Source organism: Pseudomonas fluorescens, from assembly GCF_902497875.1.
Classification (GTDB): domain Bacteria; phylum Pseudomonadota; class Gammaproteobacteria; order Pseudomonadales; family Pseudomonadaceae; genus Aquipseudomonas; species Aquipseudomonas fluorescens_BR.
In genome coordinates, this window is sequence record NZ_CABVHY010000018.1 from 31,647 (window position 1) to 51,528 (window position 19,882).

A 19,882-nucleotide genomic window follows, 5' to 3' on the forward strand; every position below is an offset into this window, starting at 1 on the left:
CCCCTTAAACCAATCAGCTCAGCAGCGAAATATCGGCGACACCGAGGAACAGCCCACGCAGACGCGCCAGCAACGCATAACGGTTGGCACGTACCTTGGCATCCTCAGCGTTGACCATCACCGCTTCAAAGAACGCATCGACCGGCTCGCGCAGCGCTGCCAGACGGGCCAGCGATTCGCGGTACTGACGCGCCGCAGCCATTGGCTGGACCGCCTGATCAGCCTGCTGGATCGCCGAGTACAGCGAGAACTCGTTGGCATTGTCGAAGTACTTGGCTTCGACGATGCTCGGGATCGTGCCTTCGGCCTTGCTCAGCAGGTTCGATACACGCTTGTTCACCGCCGCCAGGGCCGCGGCTTCCGGCAATTTGCGGAATGCCTCGACGGCTTGCACGCGTTGATCGAAGTCCAGTGCCGAACCCGGTTTCAGGGCGCGAACCGACAGGTAGGTGCCCACATCCACGCCTTCGTCTTCGTAACGTGCACGCAGACGGTCGAAGATGAACTCCAGTACAAGGTCGGCCAGACCGGCCGCCTTGACCTTGGCGCCGAATGCGTTGACGGCGAATGCCACCGCATCGGTCAGGTCCAGATCGAGTTTCTTGTCGATCAGGATCCGTAGTATGCCAAGGGCAGCACGGCGCAAGGCATAAGGGTCTTTGCTCCCGGTCGGCAGCATGCCGATACCGAAAATACCCACCAGGGTGTCGAGCTTGTCGGCGATCGCTACGGCCGCGCCGGTTACAGTGGTCGGCAGTTCAGCGCCGGCACCGCGTGGCATGTATTGTTCGTTCAGCGCCAGGGCCACGTCTTGCGGCTCGCCGTCGTTGAGGGCGTAGTAGTAACCGGCGACGCCTTGCATCTCCGGGAACTCACCGACCATCTCGGTCGCCAGGTCGCATTTGGACAGCAGGCCGGCGCGAGCTGCACGGGATGTATCGCCGCCGATGCGTTGAGCGATGAACGCTGCCAGTCTGGAAACCCGCTCGGCTTTGTCGAAGACACTGCCCAGCTTTTCCTGGAACACCACGTTCTGCAGGCGCAGGTTGAAGCTTTCGAGTTTCTGCTTCTTGTCTTGCTTGAAGAAGAACTCGGCGTCGGTCAGGCGTGGACGGACCACCTTCTCGTTACCCGAGATGATCTGCTGCGGGTCTTTGCTTTCGATGTTGGCCACGGTGATGAAGCGTGGCAGCAACTTGCCGTCGGCATCGAGCAGGCAGAAATACTTCTGGTTGTCCTGCATGGTGGTGATCAGGGCTTCCTGCGGCACCTCGAGGAACCGCTCTTCGAACGAGCAGACCAGCGGCACCGGCCATTCCACCAGCGCCGTGACTTCGTCGAGCAGGCTCGGTGGAACAATCGCCGTACCTTCCTGCAGCGCCGCCAACTCGGCAGTGCGCTTGCTGATCAGCTCGCGACGCTCGTTGGAGTCCGCCAGCACGTAAGCCGCGCGCAGGTCTTGCAGGTAGTTGGCCGGCGCGGTGATGCGCACGCTTTCCGGGTGATGGAAACGGTGACCACGGGAGTCGCGACCGGCTTTCTGGGCGAGGATGGTGCAATCGATGACCTGGTCACCGAGCAGCATGACCAGCCACTGGGTCGGGCGCACGAACTCTTCCTTGCGCGCGCCCCAGCGCATGCGCTTGGGAATCGGCAAGTCATTCAAGGAATCTTCGACGATGGTCGGCAGCAAACTGGCGGTCGGTTTGCCAGCGATGCTTTGGCTGTAACGCAGTTTCGCGCCGCTCTGATCGATTTCGCTCAGATCAACGCCGCACTTCTTGGCGAAACCCAGGGCGGCCTGAGTCGGATTGCCTTCGGCATCGAACGCGGCCTGACGCGGCGGGCCGTCGAGGTTGATGCTGCGATCCGGCTGGTGAGTGGCCAATGCAGTGATCAGCACGGCCAGACGACGCGGCGCGGCGTAGACGGTTTTGGTCTCGTAGTTCAGGCCAGCGGCTTGCAGGCCTTTGTCGATACCGGCAAGGAACGCCTCAGCCAGAGTATTCAGGGCTTTGGGTGGCAGTTCTTCGGTGCCCAGTTCGACCAGAAAATCTTGAGCACTCATTGTGCAGCCTCCAGCTTAGCCAACACTTCATCACGCAAATCCGGAGCCGCCATCGGGAAGCCCAGCTTGGCGCGAGCCAGCAGATAGGCTTGGGCGACGGAACGCGCCAGGGTGCGTACACGCAGAATGTATTGCTGACGCGCAGTGACCGAGATCGCCCGGCGAGCATCCAGCAGGTTGAAGGTATGGGAGGCCTTCAACACCATTTCGTAGCTTGGCAATGGCAGCGGCTGGTCGAGTTCGATCAGACGCTTGGCTTCGCTTTCATAGAAGTCGAACAGCTCGAAGAGCTTCTCGACGTTGGCCTGTTCGAAGTTGTAGGTCGACTGCTCCACTTCGTTCTGGTGGAACACGTCGCCGTAGGTCACTTTGCCGAACGGGCCGTCAGCCCAGACCAGGTCGTAGACCGAATCCACGCCCTGCAGGTACATGGCCAGACGCTCGAGACCGTAAGTGATCTCGCCGGTCACCGGGTAGCACTCGATGCCGCCCGCCTGCTGGAAGTAAGTGAACTGAGTCACTTCCATGCCGTTGAGCCAGACTTCCCAGCCCAGACCCCAGGCACCGAGGGTCGGCGATTCCCAGTTGTCTTCGACGAAGCGGATGTCGTGCACCAGCGGGTCGAGACCGACGTGCTTGAGCGAGCCCAGGTACAGTTCCTGGAAGTTGTCCGGGTTTGGCTTCAATACCACCTGGAACTGGTAGTAGTGCTGCAAACGGTTCGGGTTTTCGCCGTAGCGGCCGTCAGTCGGGCGACGACTGGGCTGCACATAAGCGGCGTTCCAGGTTTCCGGGCCGATGGCGCGCAGAAACGTGGCGGTATGAAAGGTGCCGGCGCCTACTTCCATATCGTAGGGCTGAAGTACCACACAACCTTGCTCGGCCCAGTATTGCTGGAGGGCGAGGATCAAGTCTTGGAAGGTACGCACGGCTGGCGTAGGCTGGCTCACGAAATTCACCTGTTTCTTGGGCTGCGATTTAAAGAGCGGGAGTATACCCGATTCGGTCGCGCCTCCACCCCCTGGAGCCTTATGCCACGCTGCTTTTGGTGTTCCGAAGATCCGCTGTACATGGCCTATCACGATCAGGAGTGGGGCGTGCCGCTACGCGATGCGCAGCGCTTGTTCGAGTTGCTTTTGCTTGAAGGGTTCCAGGCCGGCCTATCGTGGATCACTGTGCTAAGGAAACGCGAGCGTTATCGTGAGGTGCTGTTTGGTTTCGACGTACAGCGCGTGGCACAGATGAGCGATGCCGAAATCGACGATTTGATGCTCGATCCGGGGATCATCCGTAATCGCCTGAAACTCAACGCCGCCCGGCGCAATGCCCAGGCCTGGCTGGCACTGGAGGATCCGGTGGCGTTGCTGTGGTCGTTCGTCGGCGGCCAGCCCAGGATCAATCATTTCAAGGATCGCAGCGAGGTGCCGGCAATAACACCCGAGGCCGCGGCAATGAGCAAAGGTTTGAAGAAGGCCGGCTTCACTTTCGTTGGCCCGACCATCTGTTATGCCTTGATGCAAGCATCCGGGATGGTCATGGATCACACCACCGATTGTGATCGCTACGCCATCTTGCGCAGCGGGCGGTTAGAATAGCGGGCTCGCGACAAGGTTCATGACGTCGGTTTAGATCAGGAGTGACCTGTGGATAAGTTGAAAGGCGCCTTGCTGGTAGGCGCTCTGCGGTTGTTTGCCCTGCTGCCCTGGCGCGCGGTGCAAGTGGTGGGTTCGGCCATCGGCTGGATGATGTGGAAATTGCCCAACCGCTCCCGCGATGTGGTGCGAATCAACCTGGCGAAATGCTTTCCTGAAATGGACGCCGCCGAGCGCGAGCGTCTGGTCGGGAAGAGCCTGATGGATATCGGCAAGTCGCTGACCGAAAGTGCCTGCGCCTGGATCTGGCCGGCCCAGCGCTCCATCGACCTGGTGCGGGAAGTCGAAGGTCTGGACGTGCTCAAGGACGCGTTGGCCTCCGGTAAAGGGGTTGTCGGCATCACCAGTCACCTCGGCAACTGGGAAGTGTTGAACCACTTCTATTGCAGCCAGTGCAAACCGATCATTTTCTATCGTCCGCCCAAGCTCAAGGCGGTGGACGATTTGTTGCGCAAGCAGCGGGTGCAATTGGGTAACCGCGTCGCCGCATCCACCAAGGAAGGCATTCTCAGTGTCATCAAGGAAGTGCGCAAAGGGGGGGCAGTGGGTATCCCGGCTGACCCGGAACCGTCCGAATCGGCCGGGATTTTCGTGCCGTTCTTTGCCACCAAAGCCCTGACCAGCAAATTCGTACCGAACATGCTCGCCGGCGGCAAAGCCGTCGGGGTGTTCCTGCATGCCCTGCGCCTGCCTGACGGTTCGGGTTACAAAGTGATCCTCGAAGCCGCGCCAGAGGCGATGTACAGCACCGATACCGAGACTTCATGTGCGGCAATGAGCCAGGTCGTCGAGAAATATGTGCGCGCTTATCCGAGCCAGTACATGTGGAGCATGAAGCGTTTCAAGAAACGTCCGCCGGGCGAGGAGCGCTGGTACTGAAGCATGCCTGTGGATAACCCTGGAAAAAAGATCAAAAGATCGCAGCCTGCGCCTACAGGGTTATTCACAACCGTTCAATCAAGGGTGCAACAGGTCAATTAGCCTGACGATCCAGCTTCTTCAGAAACACTGTCATTTCCTTTTCCGCCTGCTTGTCACCATGCCCGCGTGCCGCTTCGAGCCCCTGCTCCCAGGCATGGCGGGCAGCCGGATAGTCAGCCAGCGCCAGATGCGCCTTGCCGAGCAGCTTCCAGGCCGCGGAATACTTCGGATCGAAATCGACACAGCGTTGAAAATGCTCCGCCGCCTTGGCGTTCTCGCCCAGATCCAGATAACCCTTGCCCAGGCCGAAGCGCAGCAGCGAGTTATCCACACCCTTGGCGAGCATTTTTTCCAGGGATTCGAGCATCGGTGGATTCCTTTCAGGATGTTGAGTCGAAGATCAAAAGATCGCAGCCTGCGGCAGCTCCTACACAGGTCGGCGTAGGAGCTGCCGCAGGCTGCGATCTTGGCAATGTTCTGGATCAGAAGAAGCTCAACCCCACATGAAACAGCTTCTCCACATCCCGAATATGCTTTTTATCCACAAGGAACAGAATCACGTGGTCACCCGCCATGATCACTGTGTCATCGTGGGCGATGATCACTTCTTCATCACGGATGATCGCCCCGATCGTCGTGCCCGGTGGCAGGCCGATGTCTTCGATGGAGCGGCCGATCACTTTGCTCGATTTCGCATCACCATGGGCAATCGCCTCGATGGCCTCCGCTGCGCCGCGGCGCAACGAGTGCACGCTGACAATATCGCCGCGTCGCACGTGGGCCAGCAAGGTGCCGATGGTCGCCAGCTGCGGGCTGATGGCGATATCGATGTCACCGCCCTGGATCAGATCGACATAGGCTGGATTGTTGATGATAGTCATGACCTTCTTCGCGCCCAGGCGTTTGGCCAGCAGCGAGGACATGATGTTGGCTTCGTCGTCGTTGGTCAGCGCCAGGAAAATATCGGCGTCGGCGATGTTTTCCTCCATCAGCAGGTCGCGGTCTGACGCACTGCCCTGCAATACCACGGTGCTGTCGAGGTTGTCCGAAAGATAGCGGCAACGCGCCGGGTTCATCTCGATGATCTTTACCTGGTAGCGGCTTTCGATGGCTTCGGCCAGGCGCTCGCCGATCTGCCCGCCACCGGCGATCACTACGCGCTTGTAGCTTTCATCGAGGCGGCGCATTTCGCTCATCACTGCACGAATGTTCGCTTTGGCAGCGATGAAAAACACTTCATCGTCGGCTTCGATCACCGTATCGCCTTTGGGCAGGATCGGTCGGTCGCGGCGGAAGATGGCGGCAACGCGGGTCTCGACATTCGGCATGTGCTCGCGCAACTGCCGCAATTGATGACCCACCAGCGGCCCGCCGTAGTAAGCCTTGATTGCTACCAGCTGGGCTTTGCCTTCGGCGAAGTCGATCACCTGCAAGGCACCGGGGTGTTCGATCAGGCGCTTGATGTAGTTGGTGACCACCTGTTCCGGGCTGATCAGCACATCGACCGGAATCGCATCGTTGTCGAACAGGCCGGCGCGGGTCAGATAAGCCGCTTCGCGCACACGGGCGATCTTGGTCGGGGTGTGGAACAGGGTGTGGGCGACCTGACAGGCAACCATGTTGGTTTCGTCACTGTTGGTGACCGCCACCAGCATGTCCGCATCGTCCGCGCCGGCCTGACGCAGCACGGTCGGGAGCGAGCCGCGGCCTTGAACGGTGCGAATATCGAGCCGGTCGCCGAGATCGCGCAGACGTTCGCCGTCAGTGTCGACCACCGTGATGTCATTGGCTTCACTGGCCAGGTGTTCCGCCAGCGAACCGCCGACCTGCCCTGCGCCGAGGATGATGATTTTCATCCAGTCACTCCCTTAAAACCGGTTAACCGCGCGCGGCGGCGATCTTGATCAACTTGGCGTAGTAGAAACCGTCATGCCCGCCCTCCTGGGCCAGTAACTGGCGGCCATGAGCTTGCTTGATCCCGGCCGCAGGCTGCCCGAGCTGACCGGCAATGTCGAGCTCGCGGGCGCCTGGCGTCCGGGCCAGAAAGGCTTCGATGACTTCGGTGTTCTCGGTCGGCAAGGTCGAACACGTGGCATACAGCAGGATGCCGCCGACTTCGAGGGTCGGCCACAGGGCGTCCAGCAGTTCACCCTGCAGCACGGCCAGGGCGGCAATGTCGTCGGGCTGGCGAGTCAGTTTGATGTCCGGATGACGGCGGATGACCCCGGTGGCCGAGCATGGCGCGTCCAGCAGGATCCGCTGGAACGGCTGGCCGTCCCACCAGGTGGCAGTATCGCGGCCATCGGCGGCGATCAGTTCGGCGCTCAGGCCAAGCCGCTGGAGATTTTCCCGTACCCGCACCAGCCGCTTGGCTTCCAGGTCCACCGCGACCACGCCGGCCAGTGCCGGCTCGACCTCCATAATGTGGCAGGTCTTGCCGCCCGGCGCGCAGCAGGCGTCGAGCACCCGTTGCCCCGGCGCCAGATCCAGCAGGTCGGCGGCCAGTTGTGCGGCTTCGTCCTGCACGCTGATCCAGCCTTCGGCGAAGCCTGGCAGGTTGCGTACATCGCCCGGCTCGTCAAGCACGATGCCGTCCTGGCTGTAGACACAAGCATTGCCCGCCACACCGGCATCGCTCAGCAATTTCAGGTAAGCATCACGAGCATGGTGGCGGCGATTGACCCGCAGGATCATCGGCGGATGGGCATTATTCGCCGCGCAGATGGCTTCCCACTGATCAGGCCAGAATGCCTTGAGGGATTTTTGCAGCCAGCGCGGATGCGCGGTACGGACCACCGGGTCGTGTTCCAGCTCGCTGAGCAACGCTTCGCTTTCCCGCTGGGCACGGCGCAGCACGGCGTTGAGCAAGGCCTTGGCCCAAGGCTTTTTCAGCTTCTCGGCGCAACCGACAGTTTCGCCGATGGCGGCGTGGGCCGGTACGCGGGTGTAGAGCAGCTGGTAGAGACCGACCAACAGCAACGCTTCGACATCGGCGTCGGCTGCTTTGAAGGGTTTTTGCAGCAGCTTGGCCGCCAGCGCTGACAACCGCGGCTGCCAACGGGCAGTGCCGAAGGCCAGATCCTGGGTGAAACCACGATCACGCAGCTCGACCTTATCCAGCTGCGTCGGCAATGAACTGTTGAGCGAGGCTTTACCGTTGAGTACTGCAGCCAGGGCCTTGGCGGCGGCCAGACGCGGATTCATTGTGCGTCCATCGCTTGACCCAGCACCGTGCCGACGGCGAATTTCTCGCGGCGGCTGTTGAACAAGTCGCTGAAGTTCAGCGCCTTGCCGCCAGGCAATTGCAGACGGGTCAGGCACAAGGCCTGCTCACCGCAAGCGACGATCAGACCGTCCTTGCTGGCGCTGAGCACTTCACCCGGAGCGCCCTGGCCATCGGCGAGGTTCGCGGCGAGGACCTTCAGCGCTTCGCCATTGAGGGTGCTGTGGCAGATCGGCCATGGATTGAACGCGCGGACCAGGCGTTCCAGCTCGACGGCCGGGCGGCTCCAGTCGATGCGGGCTTCGTCCTTGTTCAGCTTGTGGGCGTAGGTGGCGAGGCTGTCATCCTGCACTTCGCCTTCGAGGGTTCCTGCCGCCAGACCGGCAATGGCCTGGACCACGGCAGGCGGCCCCATTTCGGCGAGACGGTCGTGGAGGCTGCCGCCAGTGTCGTCGGCGCTGATCGGGGTCGTGACTTTCAGCAGCATCGGCCCGGTATCCAGACCCAGTTCCATGCGCATCACCGTCACACCGCTTTCGGCGTCACCCGCTTCGACGGCGCGCTGGATCGGTGCTGCACCGCGCCAGCGCGGCAACAACGAAGCATGGCTGTTGATGCAGCCCAGGCGCGGAATATCCAGCACCGCTTGCGGCAGGATCAAGCCGTAGGCCACCACCACCAGCAAGTCGGGTTTGAGCGCTGCCAGTTCCGCCTGGGCCGCTGCGTCTCGCAGGGTCGGTGGCTGCAGAACGCTGATGGTGTGCTGCTCGGCGAGTTGCTTGACCGGGCTCGGCATCAGCTTTTGCCCGCGCCCCGCCGGACGATCCGGCTGGGTGTAGACCGCCACGATCTCATACGGGCTGTCGAGCAAGGCCTTGAGGTGTTCGGCGGCGAATTCGGGGGTGCCGGCAAAGACGATGCGCAATGGCTCAGTCATGGGGATTCTCGGTTGAAAGCACTCGGAAAAGAAAAAGGCTTGCTACAGCAAGCCTTTGGAAGAAGGGAATCAAGCGTGCTGGCGATGCAGTTTTTCCAGCTTCTTCTTGATCCGGTCACGTTTGAGCGTGGACAGGTAATCGACGAACAATTTGCCATTAAGGTGGTCGCATTCATGTTGAATGCACACCGCCAGCAGGCCTTCGGCGATCAGCTCATAGGGCTGGCCGTCACGGTCCAGCGCGTTGATCTTCACGCGCTGCGGTCGATCGACGTTTTCGTAGAAGCCCGGTACCGAGAGGCAACCTTCCTGATACTGGCCCATCTCGTCGGTCAGGACTTCAAACTCGGGGTTGATGAACACCCGTGGTTCGCTGCGGTCTTCAGAGAGGTCCATGACCACGATGCGTTTGTGCACGTCGACCTGGGTCGCAGCCAGGCCGATGCCAGGTGCTTCATACATTGTTTCAAACATGTCATCGACCAACTGACGCACTTCGTCGTCCACTACGGCCACAGGTTTGGCGATAGTGCGCAGGCGCGGGTCAGGGAATTCGAGGATGTCTAAAATGGCCATAAGCGTAATTGCTGCACGTGTGAGGTAAAGTCAGGGTCGGTTGCCGGACAGGTCAGGCCACCGTTGCAAAACGTTCTCCTGGAAGGGAGCGAGCCGCAGGGACTCTGGCGTTTCACGCGAACGTACATAATAAAGGGATTCACTGGATGAGGAAATCACTACTCGCCCTGCTGCTGTTGGCCTCGGTTGGTATCGCGCACGCGCAAGTGCAACTCAGGGACGGTTTTCCACAGCATTACACCGTGGTGGCGGGCGACACACTGTGGGACATTTCCGGGAAATTCCTCCGGGAGCCCTGGAAGTGGCCGGAAATCTGGCAGGTCAACCCGCACATCGAAAACCCCAATCTCATCTACCCGGGCGACTCGCTGTCGCTGGTCTACGTCAACGGCCAGCCACGCCTGACTCTCAATCGCGGGGCCTCGCGGGGCACCATCAAACTGTCGCCACGAATCCGCAGCACGCCAGTGGCCGATGCCATCCCGAGCATTCCGCTGCAAGCGATCAACAGTTTCTTGCTGAGTAACCGCATCGTCGACAAGGTCGAGGATTTCGACAAGGCACCGTACATCGTCGCCGGCGAAGCCGAGCGGGTGCTCAGTGGCACGGGTGATCGCATCTACGCTCGCGGTACGTTCGCCGCGGACCAGTCGGTCTACGGCATCTTCCGGCAGGGCAAGGTCTACACCGACCCGCAGAGCAAGGAGTTCCTCGGGATCAATGCCGACGATATCGGCGGCGGGGAAATCGTTGCCACCGAAGGTGATGTCGCTACGCTGGCGCTGCAACGCACCACCCAAGAGGTGCGTCTCGGCGACCGGTTGTTCAGCAGCGAGGAACGGGCGATCAACTCGACCTTCATGCCCAGTTCGCCACACACCGAGATCAACGGCTTGATCATCGATGTGCCACGCGGGGTGACGCAGATCGGCGTGCTCGACGTGGTAACCCTGAACAAGGGCCGACGTGATGGCTTGGCCGAAGGCAACGTGCTGGCGGTGATGAAAACCGGGGAAACCGTGCGTGACCGGGTGACCGGCAGCGAAGTGAAAATCCCCGATGAGCGCGCCGGGTTGCTGATGGTGTTCCGCACTTACGAAAAGCTCAGTTATGGTCTGGTGCTGAATGCATCGCGCTCTCTGGCGGTGCTGGACAAGGTCCGAAACCCATAGAAAAGACGGTAATTCTCAACAAGTTACCAACAGACTTATCCACAGCTTATTCCTGTTTCGACAGGCCTTATAACGATCAAGGATGATCTATGTCGCTGTCTGCTATTGCCCAGGTTTCGCCTGCGGAACTGGAAGCCCGTTTGCGTTTGCATCGTCTGCCGGAACTCGGCCCTCGACGTTTTCAAAAGTTGCTCGAAGCCTTTGGTTCGGCCTCGGCAGCCATCAGCGCGCCGGCCAGTGCCTGGCGCGCATTGGGCTTGCCGGCTGCGTGTGCAGAGGCCCGACGCAGTGCCGAGATCCGTGATGGCGCTAGCCATGCATTGGCTTGGCTTGAGCGCCCGGGCCAGCATTTACTGATGCTGGACCAGCCCGGCTACCCGGCGCTGCTGGCGGAACTGGACGACGCCCCGCCGTTATTATTCGTGGCGGGTGATCCGGGCATTCTGGAAAAACCGCAGCTGGCGATGGTCGGTAGCCGTCGGGCCTCGCGTCCTGGAATGGATACTGCCGCGGCATTTTCCCGCAGCCTTGCCGGCGCTGGTTTTGTGATTACCAGCGGCCTGGCGCTGGGGATCGACAGCGCCGCGCATCAGGCCGCTCTGGACATTGGCGGGCAGACGGTCGGCGTGTTGGGCACCGGGCTGGAAAATTTTTATCCACAGCGCAATCGCCAGCTGGCCGAGGCGATGATTGCCCAGGGCAGCGCCGTGGTTTCCGAGTTCCCGCTGGACGCCGGGCCGCACCCCAGCAACTTCCCTCGGCGCAATCGAATCATCAGTGGTTTGTCCCTGGGAGTGCTGGTGGTCGAGGCCAGTGTGGCCAGCGGATCGTTGATCACCGCGCGGCTGGCAGCAGAGCAAGGCCGCGAGGTGTATGCGATTCCAGGATCCATCCATCATCCCGGCGCCCGCGGTTGCCATCAGTTGATCCGCGATGGCGCGGTGCTGGTCGAGACCATCGAACATATCCTCGAAGCCTTGCGCGGCTGGCAAAGGCTGCCACCTGCCGCAGTGGCTGCGCCAGCGAAGGCCGATCATCCTTTGTTGCGCTTGTTGCATGCCGCGCCGCATACCAGTGAAGCCCTGGCTGGCGCCAGCGGCTGGGCCTTGCCCAAGGTCCTGGCGGCGCTGACGGAGCTGGAGATGGACGGCCGGGCAGTCTGTGAAAGCGGGCGCTGGTTTGCACGGGTAAGTTAGGGGGCGCCCCCACGCGATCCGCCATCTATTGAGAGCACACCCTAGGTTTTATAATGAACAGCGGTAAACTGGCCTCAGCCTTATTCCGGAGAGTCAGCAATGGTCAGCAGTTGGCGTGTGCAACAAGCCGCACGAGAAATTCGCGCAGGGGCGGTAATTGCCTATCCAACCGAAGCCGTTTGGGGCCTGGGGTGCGATCCATGGAACGAAGAAGCGGTGGATCGCCTGCTGGCGATCAAGTCGCGGTCTGTGGATAAAGGTCTGATCCTTATCGCGGACAACATCCGGCAATTCGATTTTCTTTTCGAAGACTTCCCGCAAAGCTGGATGGACCGCATGGCCAGTACCTGGCCGGGGCCCAATACCTGGCTGGTGCCACACCAGGGCATGCTGCCGGAGTGGATCACCGGGGTTCACGACACCGTGGCCTTGCGGGTCAGTGATCACCCGCAAGTCCGCGAGTTATGCGCACTGGTAGGCCCGCTGGTGTCGACCTCGGCCAACCCCCAGGGCCGGCCGGCGGCGCGCACCCGGATTCGCGTCGAGCAATACTTCCGCGGGCAGATCGACCTGGTACTCGGCGGCAACCTGGGCGGGCGCAAGAACCCGAGCCTGATTCGTGATCTGGCGAGCGGGAAAATCGTGCGTCCGGCGTGAGTTCGGTGTGAACTTCATCGCGAGCAATCGAGCGTCGACCGGCTGCTCCCACATTGGATCTGTGATCGACGCAAATCCCTTGTGGGAGCGATTTTGCTCGCGATGGCATCCTTACAGACACCTCATTTGTTCAGCCTTACGGCAACAAAATCGTCGACCCCGTTGTGCGCCGCGCCGACAACTCAGTCTGCGCCTTGGCCGCCTCAGCCAATGGATAACGCTGGTTGATATCCACCTTTATCTTGCCGCTGATGATCATCCCGAACAGCTCATCGGCCATGCGTTGCAGGTTCTCGGCGTTGTTGGCGTAAGTCGCCAGAGTCGGTCGGGTCACGTACAACGAGCCCTTGGCCGCCAGAATCCCCAGGTTTACCCCGTCGACCGCGCCCGAGGCGTTGCCGAAGCTCACCACCAGGCCGCGTGGCGCCACGCTGTCCAGCGAGGTGAGCCAGGTGTCTTTGCCGACGCCGTCGTAGACCACCGGGCACTTGTTGCCGTCAGTCAATTCCAGCACCCGCTGGGCGACGTTTTCCTTGCTGTAATCGATGGTCTCCCACGCGCCAAGGGATTTGGCGAGGGCGGCTTTTTCAGGCGAGCTGACCGTACCGATCAACTTTACCCCCAGCGACTTGGCCCATTGGCAGGCAAGGGAGCCGACACCGCCAGCAGCGGCGTGGAACAAAATGGTTTCGCCACCCTTGAGCTCATAGGTCTGACGCAGCAGATACTGCACTGTCAGGCCTTTAAGCATCACGCCCGCCGCTTGTTCGAAGCTGATGGCGTCGGGCAGATGCACCAGATTGGCCGCCGGCAACACATGCACATCACTGTAGGCGCCCAGCGGACCGCTGCCATAAGCGACACGGTCGCCGACTTTGAATTGAGTGACTTCACTGCCGACCGCCTCGACCACGCCGGCGCCTTCGGCACCCAGTCCCGAGGGCAAGGTCGGCGGCGCATAGAGGCCGCTGCGCAAATAGGTGTCGATGAAATTCAGGCCGATGGCCTTGTTGCTGACGCGAACCTGTTGCGGACCCGGCGCTGCCGGTTGGTAATCGACATACTCAAGTACTTCGGGGCCGCCATGGGCACGGAACTGGATTCGTTTGGCCATCTGCAATCTCCTTGGGTCTTTGCGCGAAAGGCCCTATCGGACTCCTAAGCTTGACCTTCGTCAACTGCGAGGGTGCTGGTTGCGGTGTTATGCTACGCGCCCATTTGCGCCGGCCTCACGCTCCGTTCGAAGTGCCGCGTAGCTTTGCCCGATTCAAGGTGATGCCATGACTACCCGCACCGAGGCCGTAAAAGCCTACCTGCTCGACCTGCAAGACCGTATCTGCACTGCTCTGGAAGCCGAAGACGGCAGCGCTCGCTTCGTCGAAGACGCCTGGACCCGGCCTGCCGGTGGTGGCGGTCGCACCCGGGTGATCGAGAACGGTCAGCTCATCGAAAAGGGCGGCGTCAACTTTTCCCACGTCTTTGGTAGCGGTTTACCACCGTCCGCCAGTGCTCATCGCCCAGAATTGTCCGGTCGCGGTTTTGAAGCCCTTGGCGTGTCGCTGGTGATTCACCCGCACAACCCTCATGTGCCGACGTCCCACGCCAACGTGCGATTTTTCATCGCCGAGAAAGAAGGCGAAGAACCGGTCTGGTGGTTCGGCGGCGGTTTCGACCTGACCCCCTACTACGGCGTCGAAGAAGACTGCGTACACTGGCATCGGGTCGCCGAAAAAGCCTGTGCGCCGTTCGGGCCGGATGTCTACCCGCGTTACAAAGCCTGGTGCGACAGCTATTTCTACATCAAGCATCGCAACGAGCCGCGGGGTATTGGCGGCCTGTTCTTCGATGACCTGAACGAGTGGGACTTCGACACCTGCTTTGCGTTTATTCGCGCCATCGGTGATGCCTACATCGAAGCCTACCTGCCGATCGTCCAGCGTCGCAAAGCGGATGCGTACACCGAGAAACAACGGGAATTCCAGGAGTTTCGCCGGGGTCGCTACGTCGAATTCAACCTGGTTTACGACCGTGGCACCTTGTTCGGCTTGCAGTCGGGCGGGCGTACCGAATCGATCCTGATGTCGCTGCCACCGCAAGTGCGTTGGAGCTACGATTGGAAAGCCGAGCCGGGCAGTGAAGAAGCGCGCCTGACCGACTACTTCCTGCAGGACCGTGACTGGTTGGCGAAGGGCTGATGGACTGTTTGAGTTCTGCGTCGTCAGGGCAACTCCTACACGAATGAGGAATGTTGATGGACCGTTACGTCGTATTCGGTAACCCGATTGGCCACAGTAAATCGCCGCTGATCCATCGCCTGTTTGCCGAGCAGACCGCTCAGCAACTGGACTACAGCGCCTTGCTGGCGCCGCTCGACGACTTTTCCGGCTGCGCCAGGGCATTTTTTCTCGAGGGCCGGGGCGCCAACGTCACGGTGCCGTTCAAGGAAGACGCCTATCGCCTCGCCGACAGCCTGACGGCCCGGGCGCAGCGGGCCGGGGCGGTCAACACCCTGAGCAAACTCGCGGATGGCAGCCTGCTGGGGGATAACACCGATGGCGCCGGGCTGGTGCGGGATCTGACGGTCAATGCCGGGTTCAGCCTCAAGGGCAAACGCATTCTGCTGCTGGGTGCCGGCGGCGCGGTGCGCGGTGCACTGGAGCCGTTACTGGCCGAGCACCCGTCGTCGGTGGTCATCGCCAACCGCACAGTGGAAAAGGCGGAATTGCTGGCTGGGCTGTTTGACGATTTAGGCCCGGTGTCCGCCAGCGGTTTTGGCTGGCTGCAAGAATCGGTGGATCTGATCATCAATGCGACGTCGGCGAGCCTGACAGGCGATGTGCCGCCGATTGCCGGCAGCCTGATCGAGCCGGGCAAGACCCTGTGCTACGACATGATGTACAGCAAGGAACCGACCGCCTTCTGCCGCTGGGCCAGTGAGCACGGCGCCGCGGTGGCAATGGATGGTCTGGGAATGCTCGCGGAACAGGCCGCCGAAGCCTTCTTCCTGTGGCGCGGCGTGCGGCCGGATACTGCGCCGGTGCTGGCGGAGTTGCGTAGGCAGTTGGCGTTGTAATACGAGTTGGCCGCAAAAAGATCGCAGCCTGCGGCAGCTCCTACGCCGACCCTATATACCTGCAATTTCGCAGGTAGACACACATCCCGTAGGAGCTGCCGCAGGTTCGGGCCGCGTTCGGACGATCTTTTCGGTCGCGCCGTGGTTAATCCTCAAACCGAATCGGACACTTCTCCGCGCCTTCGAGCTTCCTCAACTCTTCCACCACCTGCGGCCGTGCCCGGCGCAGGGTCAGGCTACGGTCCTGCTGCAACAGCCGTCGCGCTTCCTGATGGAGCATTTCCACCCCGGAATAGTCGATGAAGTTGATCTGCTGCGCATCGATCACTACCCGTTCACCGTGCATGCGTTGCAAACGCACCTGCAGGTAATGGCTGGCGCCGAAGAAGATCGAGCCGCCGACTCGCAGAATGTCTTCGTCTCCGTCGCGCCACTGCTGCACCCGCGGTTGCGAGGTGCGCTTGAGGTAGAAGAACAGCGATGCCAGCACCCCGGCATAGATCGCCGTTTGCAGTTCCAGCAACAGGGTAGCGACGCAGGTCAGCGCCATGACTGCGAACTCGGAGCGGCTGACCCGGAACAACGACCGGATACCGCGATGGTCAACCAGCCCCCAACAGATCAGCAGAATACTGCCAGCCATCGCCGGGATCGGGATGTGGGCGATCAGCGTCGCGCCGGTCACGGCAAACAACGCCACCCATAATGCCGAAAATACCCCGGCCAACGGCGAGCAGGCACCGGCTTCATAGCTGAGGCCAGAACGGGTAAAAGAGCCGGCCGACAGTGAGCCCGAGAAAAAACTACCGACGATATTCGATAGCCCCTGGCTGCGAACTTCCTGGTTGGCGTCGAGCAATTGCTGCGAACGTGCAGACAACGAGCGGGCAATCGACAGACTGGTGACCAGCCCAAGCATCCCCACCGCGACTGCGCTGGGTAGCAGACGCAGCACCAGCTCCAGATCCAGTGGCAGCGGGCTGAAGGGCGGCAGCTTGCCGACGAATGAACTGACCAGCTTCACATGGCCGAACATCGCCGGCCACAACCAGACCAACAGGCCGCTCAGCGTCAAGGTAATCAACAGGGTCGGCCAGCGGGGCAGCAGGAGTTTAAGGATGATGCCCAGCACCAGAGTGCCAACTCCCAAGGCCAGCGAAGGTTTATCCAGAGCGCCGATATGGTTGATCAGCGAGAGCAAGCTGTTCAGGGCGGTGGCCTGGCTCGGCAGATCCAGCCCCAGCAGATTGGGCAATTGCCCAAGGGCGATCACCACCGCGGCGCCAAGGGTGAAGCCCAGCACCACCGAGTGGGAGACGAAATTCACCAGCGCGCCGAAGCGCAACATACCCAGCAGCCACTGGAAAATCCCGGCAAGAAAGGTCAGCAACAGGATCAGCGTGATGTAGTCCTGGGAGCCGGGGACGGCCAACGGACTGACACTGGCGTACAGCACAATGGAAATGGCCGCCGTCGGACCGCAGATCAGGTGCCAGGATGAGCCCCAAAGACAGGCAATCAGCACCGGAACAATCGCCGCATACAAACCGTACTCGGGCGGCAAGCCAGCAATCAGCGCGTAGGCAATGGACTGCGGCAACGCCAGAATCGCCCCGCTCAAGCCGACGATCAGATCGCGGCCGACGCTGGCGCGGGTTTGCCGGGGCAGCCAGCTCAGGAAGGGAAAGAGTTTATGGCGATTGGGCCAGGCCATGGGTCCTCTCGGTTGGAATGTGGAAAAAGCGTAAGGGTGGGGTTTCAGCACGGTCGGCGCAAGGTCGCGCAACCATTGTGGCGAGGGAGCTTGCTCCCGCTGGACCGCGTAGCGGTCCTCAAATCTGCAATCGCGTGTGGTCAGACACAACGCATCAGCCGGATTTGCGACTGCTTCGCCCGAGCGCAGGCCGGCCGGCGGGAGCTAACTCCCTCGCTACAGGCCTTACAACTTCGCCTTCACCGCCGCCAAAGCATCCTTCCCGTCCACCGTCTTCACCCCGTCCAGCCACTTATCCAGCACCGCCGGGTTAGCCTTGATCCAGGCTTTGGCGGCGTCGGCGTTGCTGACTTTGTTGTTCACCACCTCGGCCATGATGCTGTTCTCCATGTCCTGGGTGAAACTCAGGTTGGTCAGCAGCTTGCCGACGTTCGGGCAGGCCTGTGCATAACCTTTGCGGGTCAGGGTGTAGACGCTGCCGGTGTCGCCGAAATATTTCTCGCCGCCTTTCAGATAGTGCATTTTCAGCTGCACGTTCATGGGGTGCGGAGTCCAGCCGAGGAAGGTCACGAACTTCTGTTTCTTCACCGCCCGGGACACTTCAGCCAGCATCGCCTGTTCGCTGGACTCGATCAGTTTCCACTGGCCCAGTTCGAAGTCGTTTTTCTTGATGATGTCTTGCAACGAGATGTTTGCCGGCGCGCCAGAGCCGATGCCAAAGATCTTTTTATCAAACTTGTCAGCGTATTTGTTCAAGTCGGAAAAGTTACGCACACCCGCGTCCCAGACATAGTCCGGCACTGCCAGAGTGAATTCGGTGCCGTCCAGGTTCTTCGCCAGTTGGGTGACATCGCCGCTGGCCACGAACTTGTCGTAGAAGCCTTGCTGTGCGGGCATCCAGTTGCCAAGGAAGACATCCACCTGGCCGTCCTTGAGCCCGCCAAAGGTAATCGGTACCGCCAAGGTATCGACCTTGGCCTTGTAGCCCATGCCGTCCAACAGAAAACCGGTGACGGCATTGGTCGCGGCAATATCGCTCCAGCCCGGGTCCGCCATTTTCACGGTGTTGCAGCTTTGTTCGGCGTAAGCCGACCCGCTGCCCAGAGCCAATAGCCCTGCGGTCAGTACTGTGGATAACCTTTGCATGCTCTTCCCCTTACATTATTAGTTTTGGCAGGGTTGTGGATAACGTGCTTTGCGCTCCAGATCGTCGAGGTCGATGTGGTTGCGCATGTACTGCTGACTGGCGTCGACCAGCGGCTGGTGGTCCCAGCTCTTCAGCTTGCCAATGGCCAGCGACTCGGCGACAAAACGCCGGCGCCGCTGGCTGGCGAGCACCTGTTGGTGGATCGCCGGGATATCCCATTTCGCCCGGGCTTGCGCCAGGAAGTCTTCAAACAGCTGCCGATGCTGCGGCGACTGGCTGAGTTCTTCCTGCTCGCGGGGGTCGTTGTGGACGTCGAAGAGCAGGCACGGGTCGTCTTCGCTGTAGATGAATTTGTAGTTGCCACGGCGAATCATCATCAGCGGGCTGATGGTGCCTTCGGCCATGTATTCGCCAAAGACTTCGTCGTGACCGCCCTGCCCCTGCAGGTGCGAAACCAGCGAGCGACCGTCCAGGGGCAGACCCGGTTCCAGTTCGCCGCCGGCCAGTTCCACGAAGGTTGGCAAGAGGTCGGCGGTGGAGACTGCGGCGCTGACCCGGCCTGCGCCGAACTGCCCCGGCGCGCTGATCAGCAAGGGCACGCGGGCGGCCATTTCGAACCAGTGCATTTTGTACCAGAGCCCGCGTTCGCCAAGCATATCGCCATGGTCGCCGGAGAAGACAATGATGGTGTTGTCGATCAGCCCGGTATCCTCGAGTGTTTGCAGGAGTTTGCCGACGTTACTGTCGATATAGCTGCACGCTCCGAAATAGGCGCGGCGGGCGTCGCGAATTTTATCCACAGGCAGCGGCTTGTCCCACAGGTCATAGACCTTGAGCAAACGCTGGGAGTGCGGATCGAGATCACTCTGCGCGGGTGTCTGCGGCAGCGGAATATCCTCATCCTGGTACAGGTCCCAGAACGCTTTGGGAATGGTGTAGGGGTCGTGGGGATGGGTCATCGAGACGGTCAGGCAGAACGGCTGATCGCTGTCTTCGCGGATGTGATCGAACAAGTACTGCTGGGCCTTGAACACCACCTCTTCATCGAAATCCAGCTGGTTGGTGCGCACACACGGCCCGGCCTGCAGCACCGAGGACATGTTGTGATACCAGGTCGGGCGCACGTCCGGCTCGTCCCAGTTCACCGACCAGCCGTAATCGGCCGGGTAGATGTCGCTGGTCAGGCGTTCTTCATAACCGTGCAACTGATCCGGGCCGCAGAAGTGCATCTTGCCCGACAGCGCGGTGCGGTAGCCGAGGCGCCGCAGGTAGTGGGCATAAGTCGGTACATCGGCGGGGAAATCGGCGGCGTTGTCGTAGGCGCCGATCTTGCTCGGTAACTGGCCACTGACCAGGGTAAAGCGCGAAGGCGCACAGAGCGGGCTGTTGCAGTAGGCGGCATCGAACACCACGCCTTCAGCGGCGAGGCGGCTCAGGTTGGGCAATTTGATGGGCGATGGGCCGTAGAAAGGCAACATTGGCGCGGCCATTTGATCGGCCATGATAAAAAGAATGTTCTTGCGCTTCATGTGATCGCGGCATTCCA

18 protein-coding genes are annotated in these 19,882 nt (G+C 60.9%); 7 read left to right on the plus strand and 11 right to left on the minus strand.

The genetic code is table 11. The features are described from left to right. Positions 1–13: 13 nt before the first annotated feature. Together glyS and glyQ are read right to left on the minus strand one after the other, a co-directional pair. Positions 14–2,068 (minus strand): glycine--tRNA ligase subunit beta, encoded by a 2,055-nt coding sequence (gene glyS / locus F8N85_RS18660; RefSeq protein WP_150805010.1) that lies wholly within the window; start codon positions 2,066–2,068, stop codon positions 14–16. Next, the gene (gene glyQ, locus F8N85_RS18665; RefSeq protein WP_150805011.1) at positions 2,065–3,018 is read right to left on the minus strand and encodes a glycine--tRNA ligase subunit alpha; all 954 of its coding nucleotides are present in this window, start codon (positions 3,016–3,018) and stop codon (positions 2,065–2,067) included. The genes glyS and glyQ overlap by 4 nt, the downstream gene beginning before the upstream one ends. Before the next feature lie 81 nt (positions 3,019–3,099). Here glyQ and tag point away from each other — a divergent pair, with 81 nt between their 5' ends. Next, a complete protein-coding gene (gene tag / locus F8N85_RS18670) occupies positions 3,100–3,663 on the plus strand; it encodes a DNA-3-methyladenine glycosylase I (protein ID WP_150805012.1) in 564 nt (187 codons plus the stop codon). Between the two features lie 48 nt (positions 3,664–3,711). Next, positions 3,712–4,599, plus strand: coding sequence for a lysophospholipid acyltransferase (locus F8N85_RS18675; RefSeq protein WP_150805013.1), 888 nt, complete (start codon positions 3,712–3,714; stop codon positions 4,597–4,599). Between the two features lie 94 nt (positions 4,600–4,693). Here the strand turns inward: F8N85_RS18675 and F8N85_RS18680 are convergent, their stop codons facing one another. The 5 genes from F8N85_RS18680 to def all read right to left on the minus strand — a co-directional run bounded on the left by F8N85_RS18680 (position 4,694) and on the right by def (position 9,377). Next, positions 4,694–5,008 (minus strand): tetratricopeptide repeat protein, encoded by a 315-nt coding sequence (locus F8N85_RS18680; protein WP_150805014.1) that lies wholly within the window; start codon positions 5,006–5,008, stop codon positions 4,694–4,696. A gap of 115 nt (positions 5,009–5,123) precedes the next feature. Continuing rightward, positions 5,124–6,497, minus strand: coding sequence for a Trk system potassium transporter TrkA (gene trkA, locus F8N85_RS18685; protein WP_150805015.1), 1,374 nt, complete (start codon positions 6,495–6,497; stop codon positions 5,124–5,126). Positions 6,498–6,519: 22 nt separating this feature from the next. Next, entirely contained in the window at positions 6,520–7,845 is a 1,326-nt protein-coding gene (rsmB, locus tag F8N85_RS18690) for a 16S rRNA (cytosine(967)-C(5))-methyltransferase RsmB (RefSeq protein WP_150805016.1), read from the minus strand. Further along, positions 7,842–8,801: a methionyl-tRNA formyltransferase gene (fmt, locus tag F8N85_RS18695; RefSeq protein ID WP_150805017.1), complete on the minus strand. Its 960-nt coding sequence runs from the start codon at positions 8,799–8,801 to the stop codon at positions 7,842–7,844. Before fmt ends, rsmB begins: the two co-directional genes overlap by 4 nt. Before the next feature lie 69 nt (positions 8,802–8,870). After that, complete coding sequence (gene def, locus F8N85_RS18700) at positions 8,871–9,377, minus strand: peptide deformylase (protein WP_150805018.1); 507 nt, start codon at positions 9,375–9,377, stop codon at positions 8,871–8,873. Positions 9,378–9,523: 146 nt separating this feature from the next. On the opposite strand from def, the gene F8N85_RS18705 reads away from it, so the two are divergent. From F8N85_RS18705 to F8N85_RS18715, 3 genes are all read left to right on the plus strand, one after another. Beyond that, complete coding sequence (locus F8N85_RS18705; RefSeq protein WP_150805019.1) at positions 9,524–10,549, plus strand: LysM peptidoglycan-binding domain-containing protein; 1,026 nt, start codon at positions 9,524–9,526, stop codon at positions 10,547–10,549. An 89-nt stretch (positions 10,550–10,638) separates the two neighbouring features. Beyond that, positions 10,639–11,745 (plus strand): DNA-processing protein DprA, encoded by a 1,107-nt coding sequence (gene dprA, locus F8N85_RS18710; RefSeq protein ID WP_150805020.1) that lies wholly within the window; start codon positions 10,639–10,641, stop codon positions 11,743–11,745. Between the two features lie 99 nt (positions 11,746–11,844). Then, positions 11,845–12,402 carry an L-threonylcarbamoyladenylate synthase gene (locus F8N85_RS18715; RefSeq protein ID WP_150805021.1) on the plus strand — a complete coding sequence of 186 codons (558 nt, stop codon included), beginning with the start codon at positions 11,845–11,847 and terminating at the stop codon, positions 12,400–12,402. 136 nt (positions 12,403–12,538) lie between these two features. Here the strand turns inward: F8N85_RS18715 and F8N85_RS18720 are convergent, their stop codons facing one another. Then, positions 12,539–13,516, minus strand: coding sequence for an NADPH:quinone reductase (locus F8N85_RS18720; protein ID WP_150805022.1), 978 nt, complete (start codon positions 13,514–13,516; stop codon positions 12,539–12,541). A gap of 166 nt (positions 13,517–13,682) precedes the next feature. On the opposite strand from F8N85_RS18720, the gene hemF reads away from it, so the two are divergent. Both hemF and aroE read left to right on the plus strand, forming a co-directional pair. Next, the gene (hemF, locus tag F8N85_RS18725; protein WP_150805023.1) at positions 13,683–14,597 is read left to right on the plus strand and encodes an oxygen-dependent coproporphyrinogen oxidase; all 915 of its coding nucleotides are present in this window, start codon (positions 13,683–13,685) and stop codon (positions 14,595–14,597) included. 56 nt (positions 14,598–14,653) lie between these two features. Beyond that, positions 14,654–15,475, plus strand: a complete 822-nt coding sequence (aroE, locus tag F8N85_RS18730; RefSeq protein WP_150805024.1) for a shikimate dehydrogenase — start codon at positions 14,654–14,656, stop codon at positions 15,473–15,475. A 145-nt stretch (positions 15,476–15,620) separates the two neighbouring features. On the opposite strand, the gene F8N85_RS18735 is transcribed toward aroE, so the two are convergent. The 3 genes from F8N85_RS18735 to betC form a co-directional block, all read right to left on the minus strand. Further along, entirely contained in the window at positions 15,621–17,189 is a 1,569-nt protein-coding gene (locus tag F8N85_RS18735; RefSeq protein WP_150805025.1) for a SulP family inorganic anion transporter, read from the minus strand. A 225-nt stretch (positions 17,190–17,414) separates the two neighbouring features. Further along, positions 17,415–18,335 (minus strand): choline ABC transporter substrate-binding protein, encoded by a 921-nt coding sequence (gene choX / locus F8N85_RS18740; RefSeq protein WP_150805026.1) that lies wholly within the window; start codon positions 18,333–18,335, stop codon positions 17,415–17,417. Positions 18,336–18,353: 18 nt separating this feature from the next. Further along, on the minus strand, positions 18,354–19,865 hold the full coding sequence (betC, locus tag F8N85_RS18745) for a choline-sulfatase (protein WP_150805027.1): 1,512 nt from the start codon (positions 19,863–19,865) through the stop codon (positions 18,354–18,356). Positions 19,866–19,882 lie beyond the last annotated feature (17 nt).

Bases quoted from the DNA above. Each gene is read 5' to 3' on its own strand.
- glyS (WP_150805010.1), bottom strand. From the start codon at position 2,068: ATGAGTGCTCAAGATTTTCTGGTCGAACTGGGCACCGAAGAACTGCCA.
- tag (WP_150805012.1), top strand. From the start codon at position 3,100: ATGCCACGCTGCTTTTGGTGTTCCGAAGATCCGCTGTACATGGCCTAT.
- F8N85_RS18680 (WP_150805014.1), bottom strand. From the start codon at position 5,008: ATGCTCGAATCCCTGGAAAAAATGCTCGCCAAGGGTGTGGATAACTCG.
- trkA (WP_150805015.1), bottom strand. From the start codon at position 6,497: ATGAAAATCATCATCCTCGGCGCAGGGCAGGTCGGCGGTTCGCTGGCG.
- rsmB (WP_150805016.1), bottom strand. From the start codon at position 7,845: ATGAATCCGCGTCTGGCCGCCGCCAAGGCCCTGGCTGCAGTACTCAAC.
- fmt (WP_150805017.1), bottom strand. From the start codon at position 8,801: ATGACTGAGCCATTGCGCATCGTCTTTGCCGGCACCCCCGAATTCGCC.
- def (WP_150805018.1), bottom strand. From the start codon at position 9,377: ATGGCCATTTTAGACATCCTCGAATTCCCTGACCCGCGCCTGCGCACT.
- F8N85_RS18705 (WP_150805019.1), top strand. From the start codon at position 9,524: ATGAGGAAATCACTACTCGCCCTGCTGCTGTTGGCCTCGGTTGGTATC.
- dprA (WP_150805020.1), top strand. From the start codon at position 10,639: ATGTCGCTGTCTGCTATTGCCCAGGTTTCGCCTGCGGAACTGGAAGCC.
- F8N85_RS18715 (WP_150805021.1), top strand. From the start codon at position 11,845: ATGGTCAGCAGTTGGCGTGTGCAACAAGCCGCACGAGAAATTCGCGCA.
- F8N85_RS18720 (WP_150805022.1), bottom strand. From the start codon at position 13,516: ATGGCCAAACGAATCCAGTTCCGTGCCCATGGCGGCCCCGAAGTACTT.
- hemF (WP_150805023.1), top strand. From the start codon at position 13,683: ATGACTACCCGCACCGAGGCCGTAAAAGCCTACCTGCTCGACCTGCAA.
- aroE (WP_150805024.1), top strand. From the start codon at position 14,654: ATGGACCGTTACGTCGTATTCGGTAACCCGATTGGCCACAGTAAATCG.
- F8N85_RS18735 (WP_150805025.1), bottom strand. From the start codon at position 17,189: ATGGCCTGGCCCAATCGCCATAAACTCTTTCCCTTCCTGAGCTGGCTG.
- choX (WP_150805026.1), bottom strand. From the start codon at position 18,335: ATGCAAAGGTTATCCACAGTACTGACCGCAGGGCTATTGGCTCTGGGC.
- betC (WP_150805027.1), bottom strand. From the start codon at position 19,865: ATGAAGCGCAAGAACATTCTTTTTATCATGGCCGATCAAATGGCCGCG.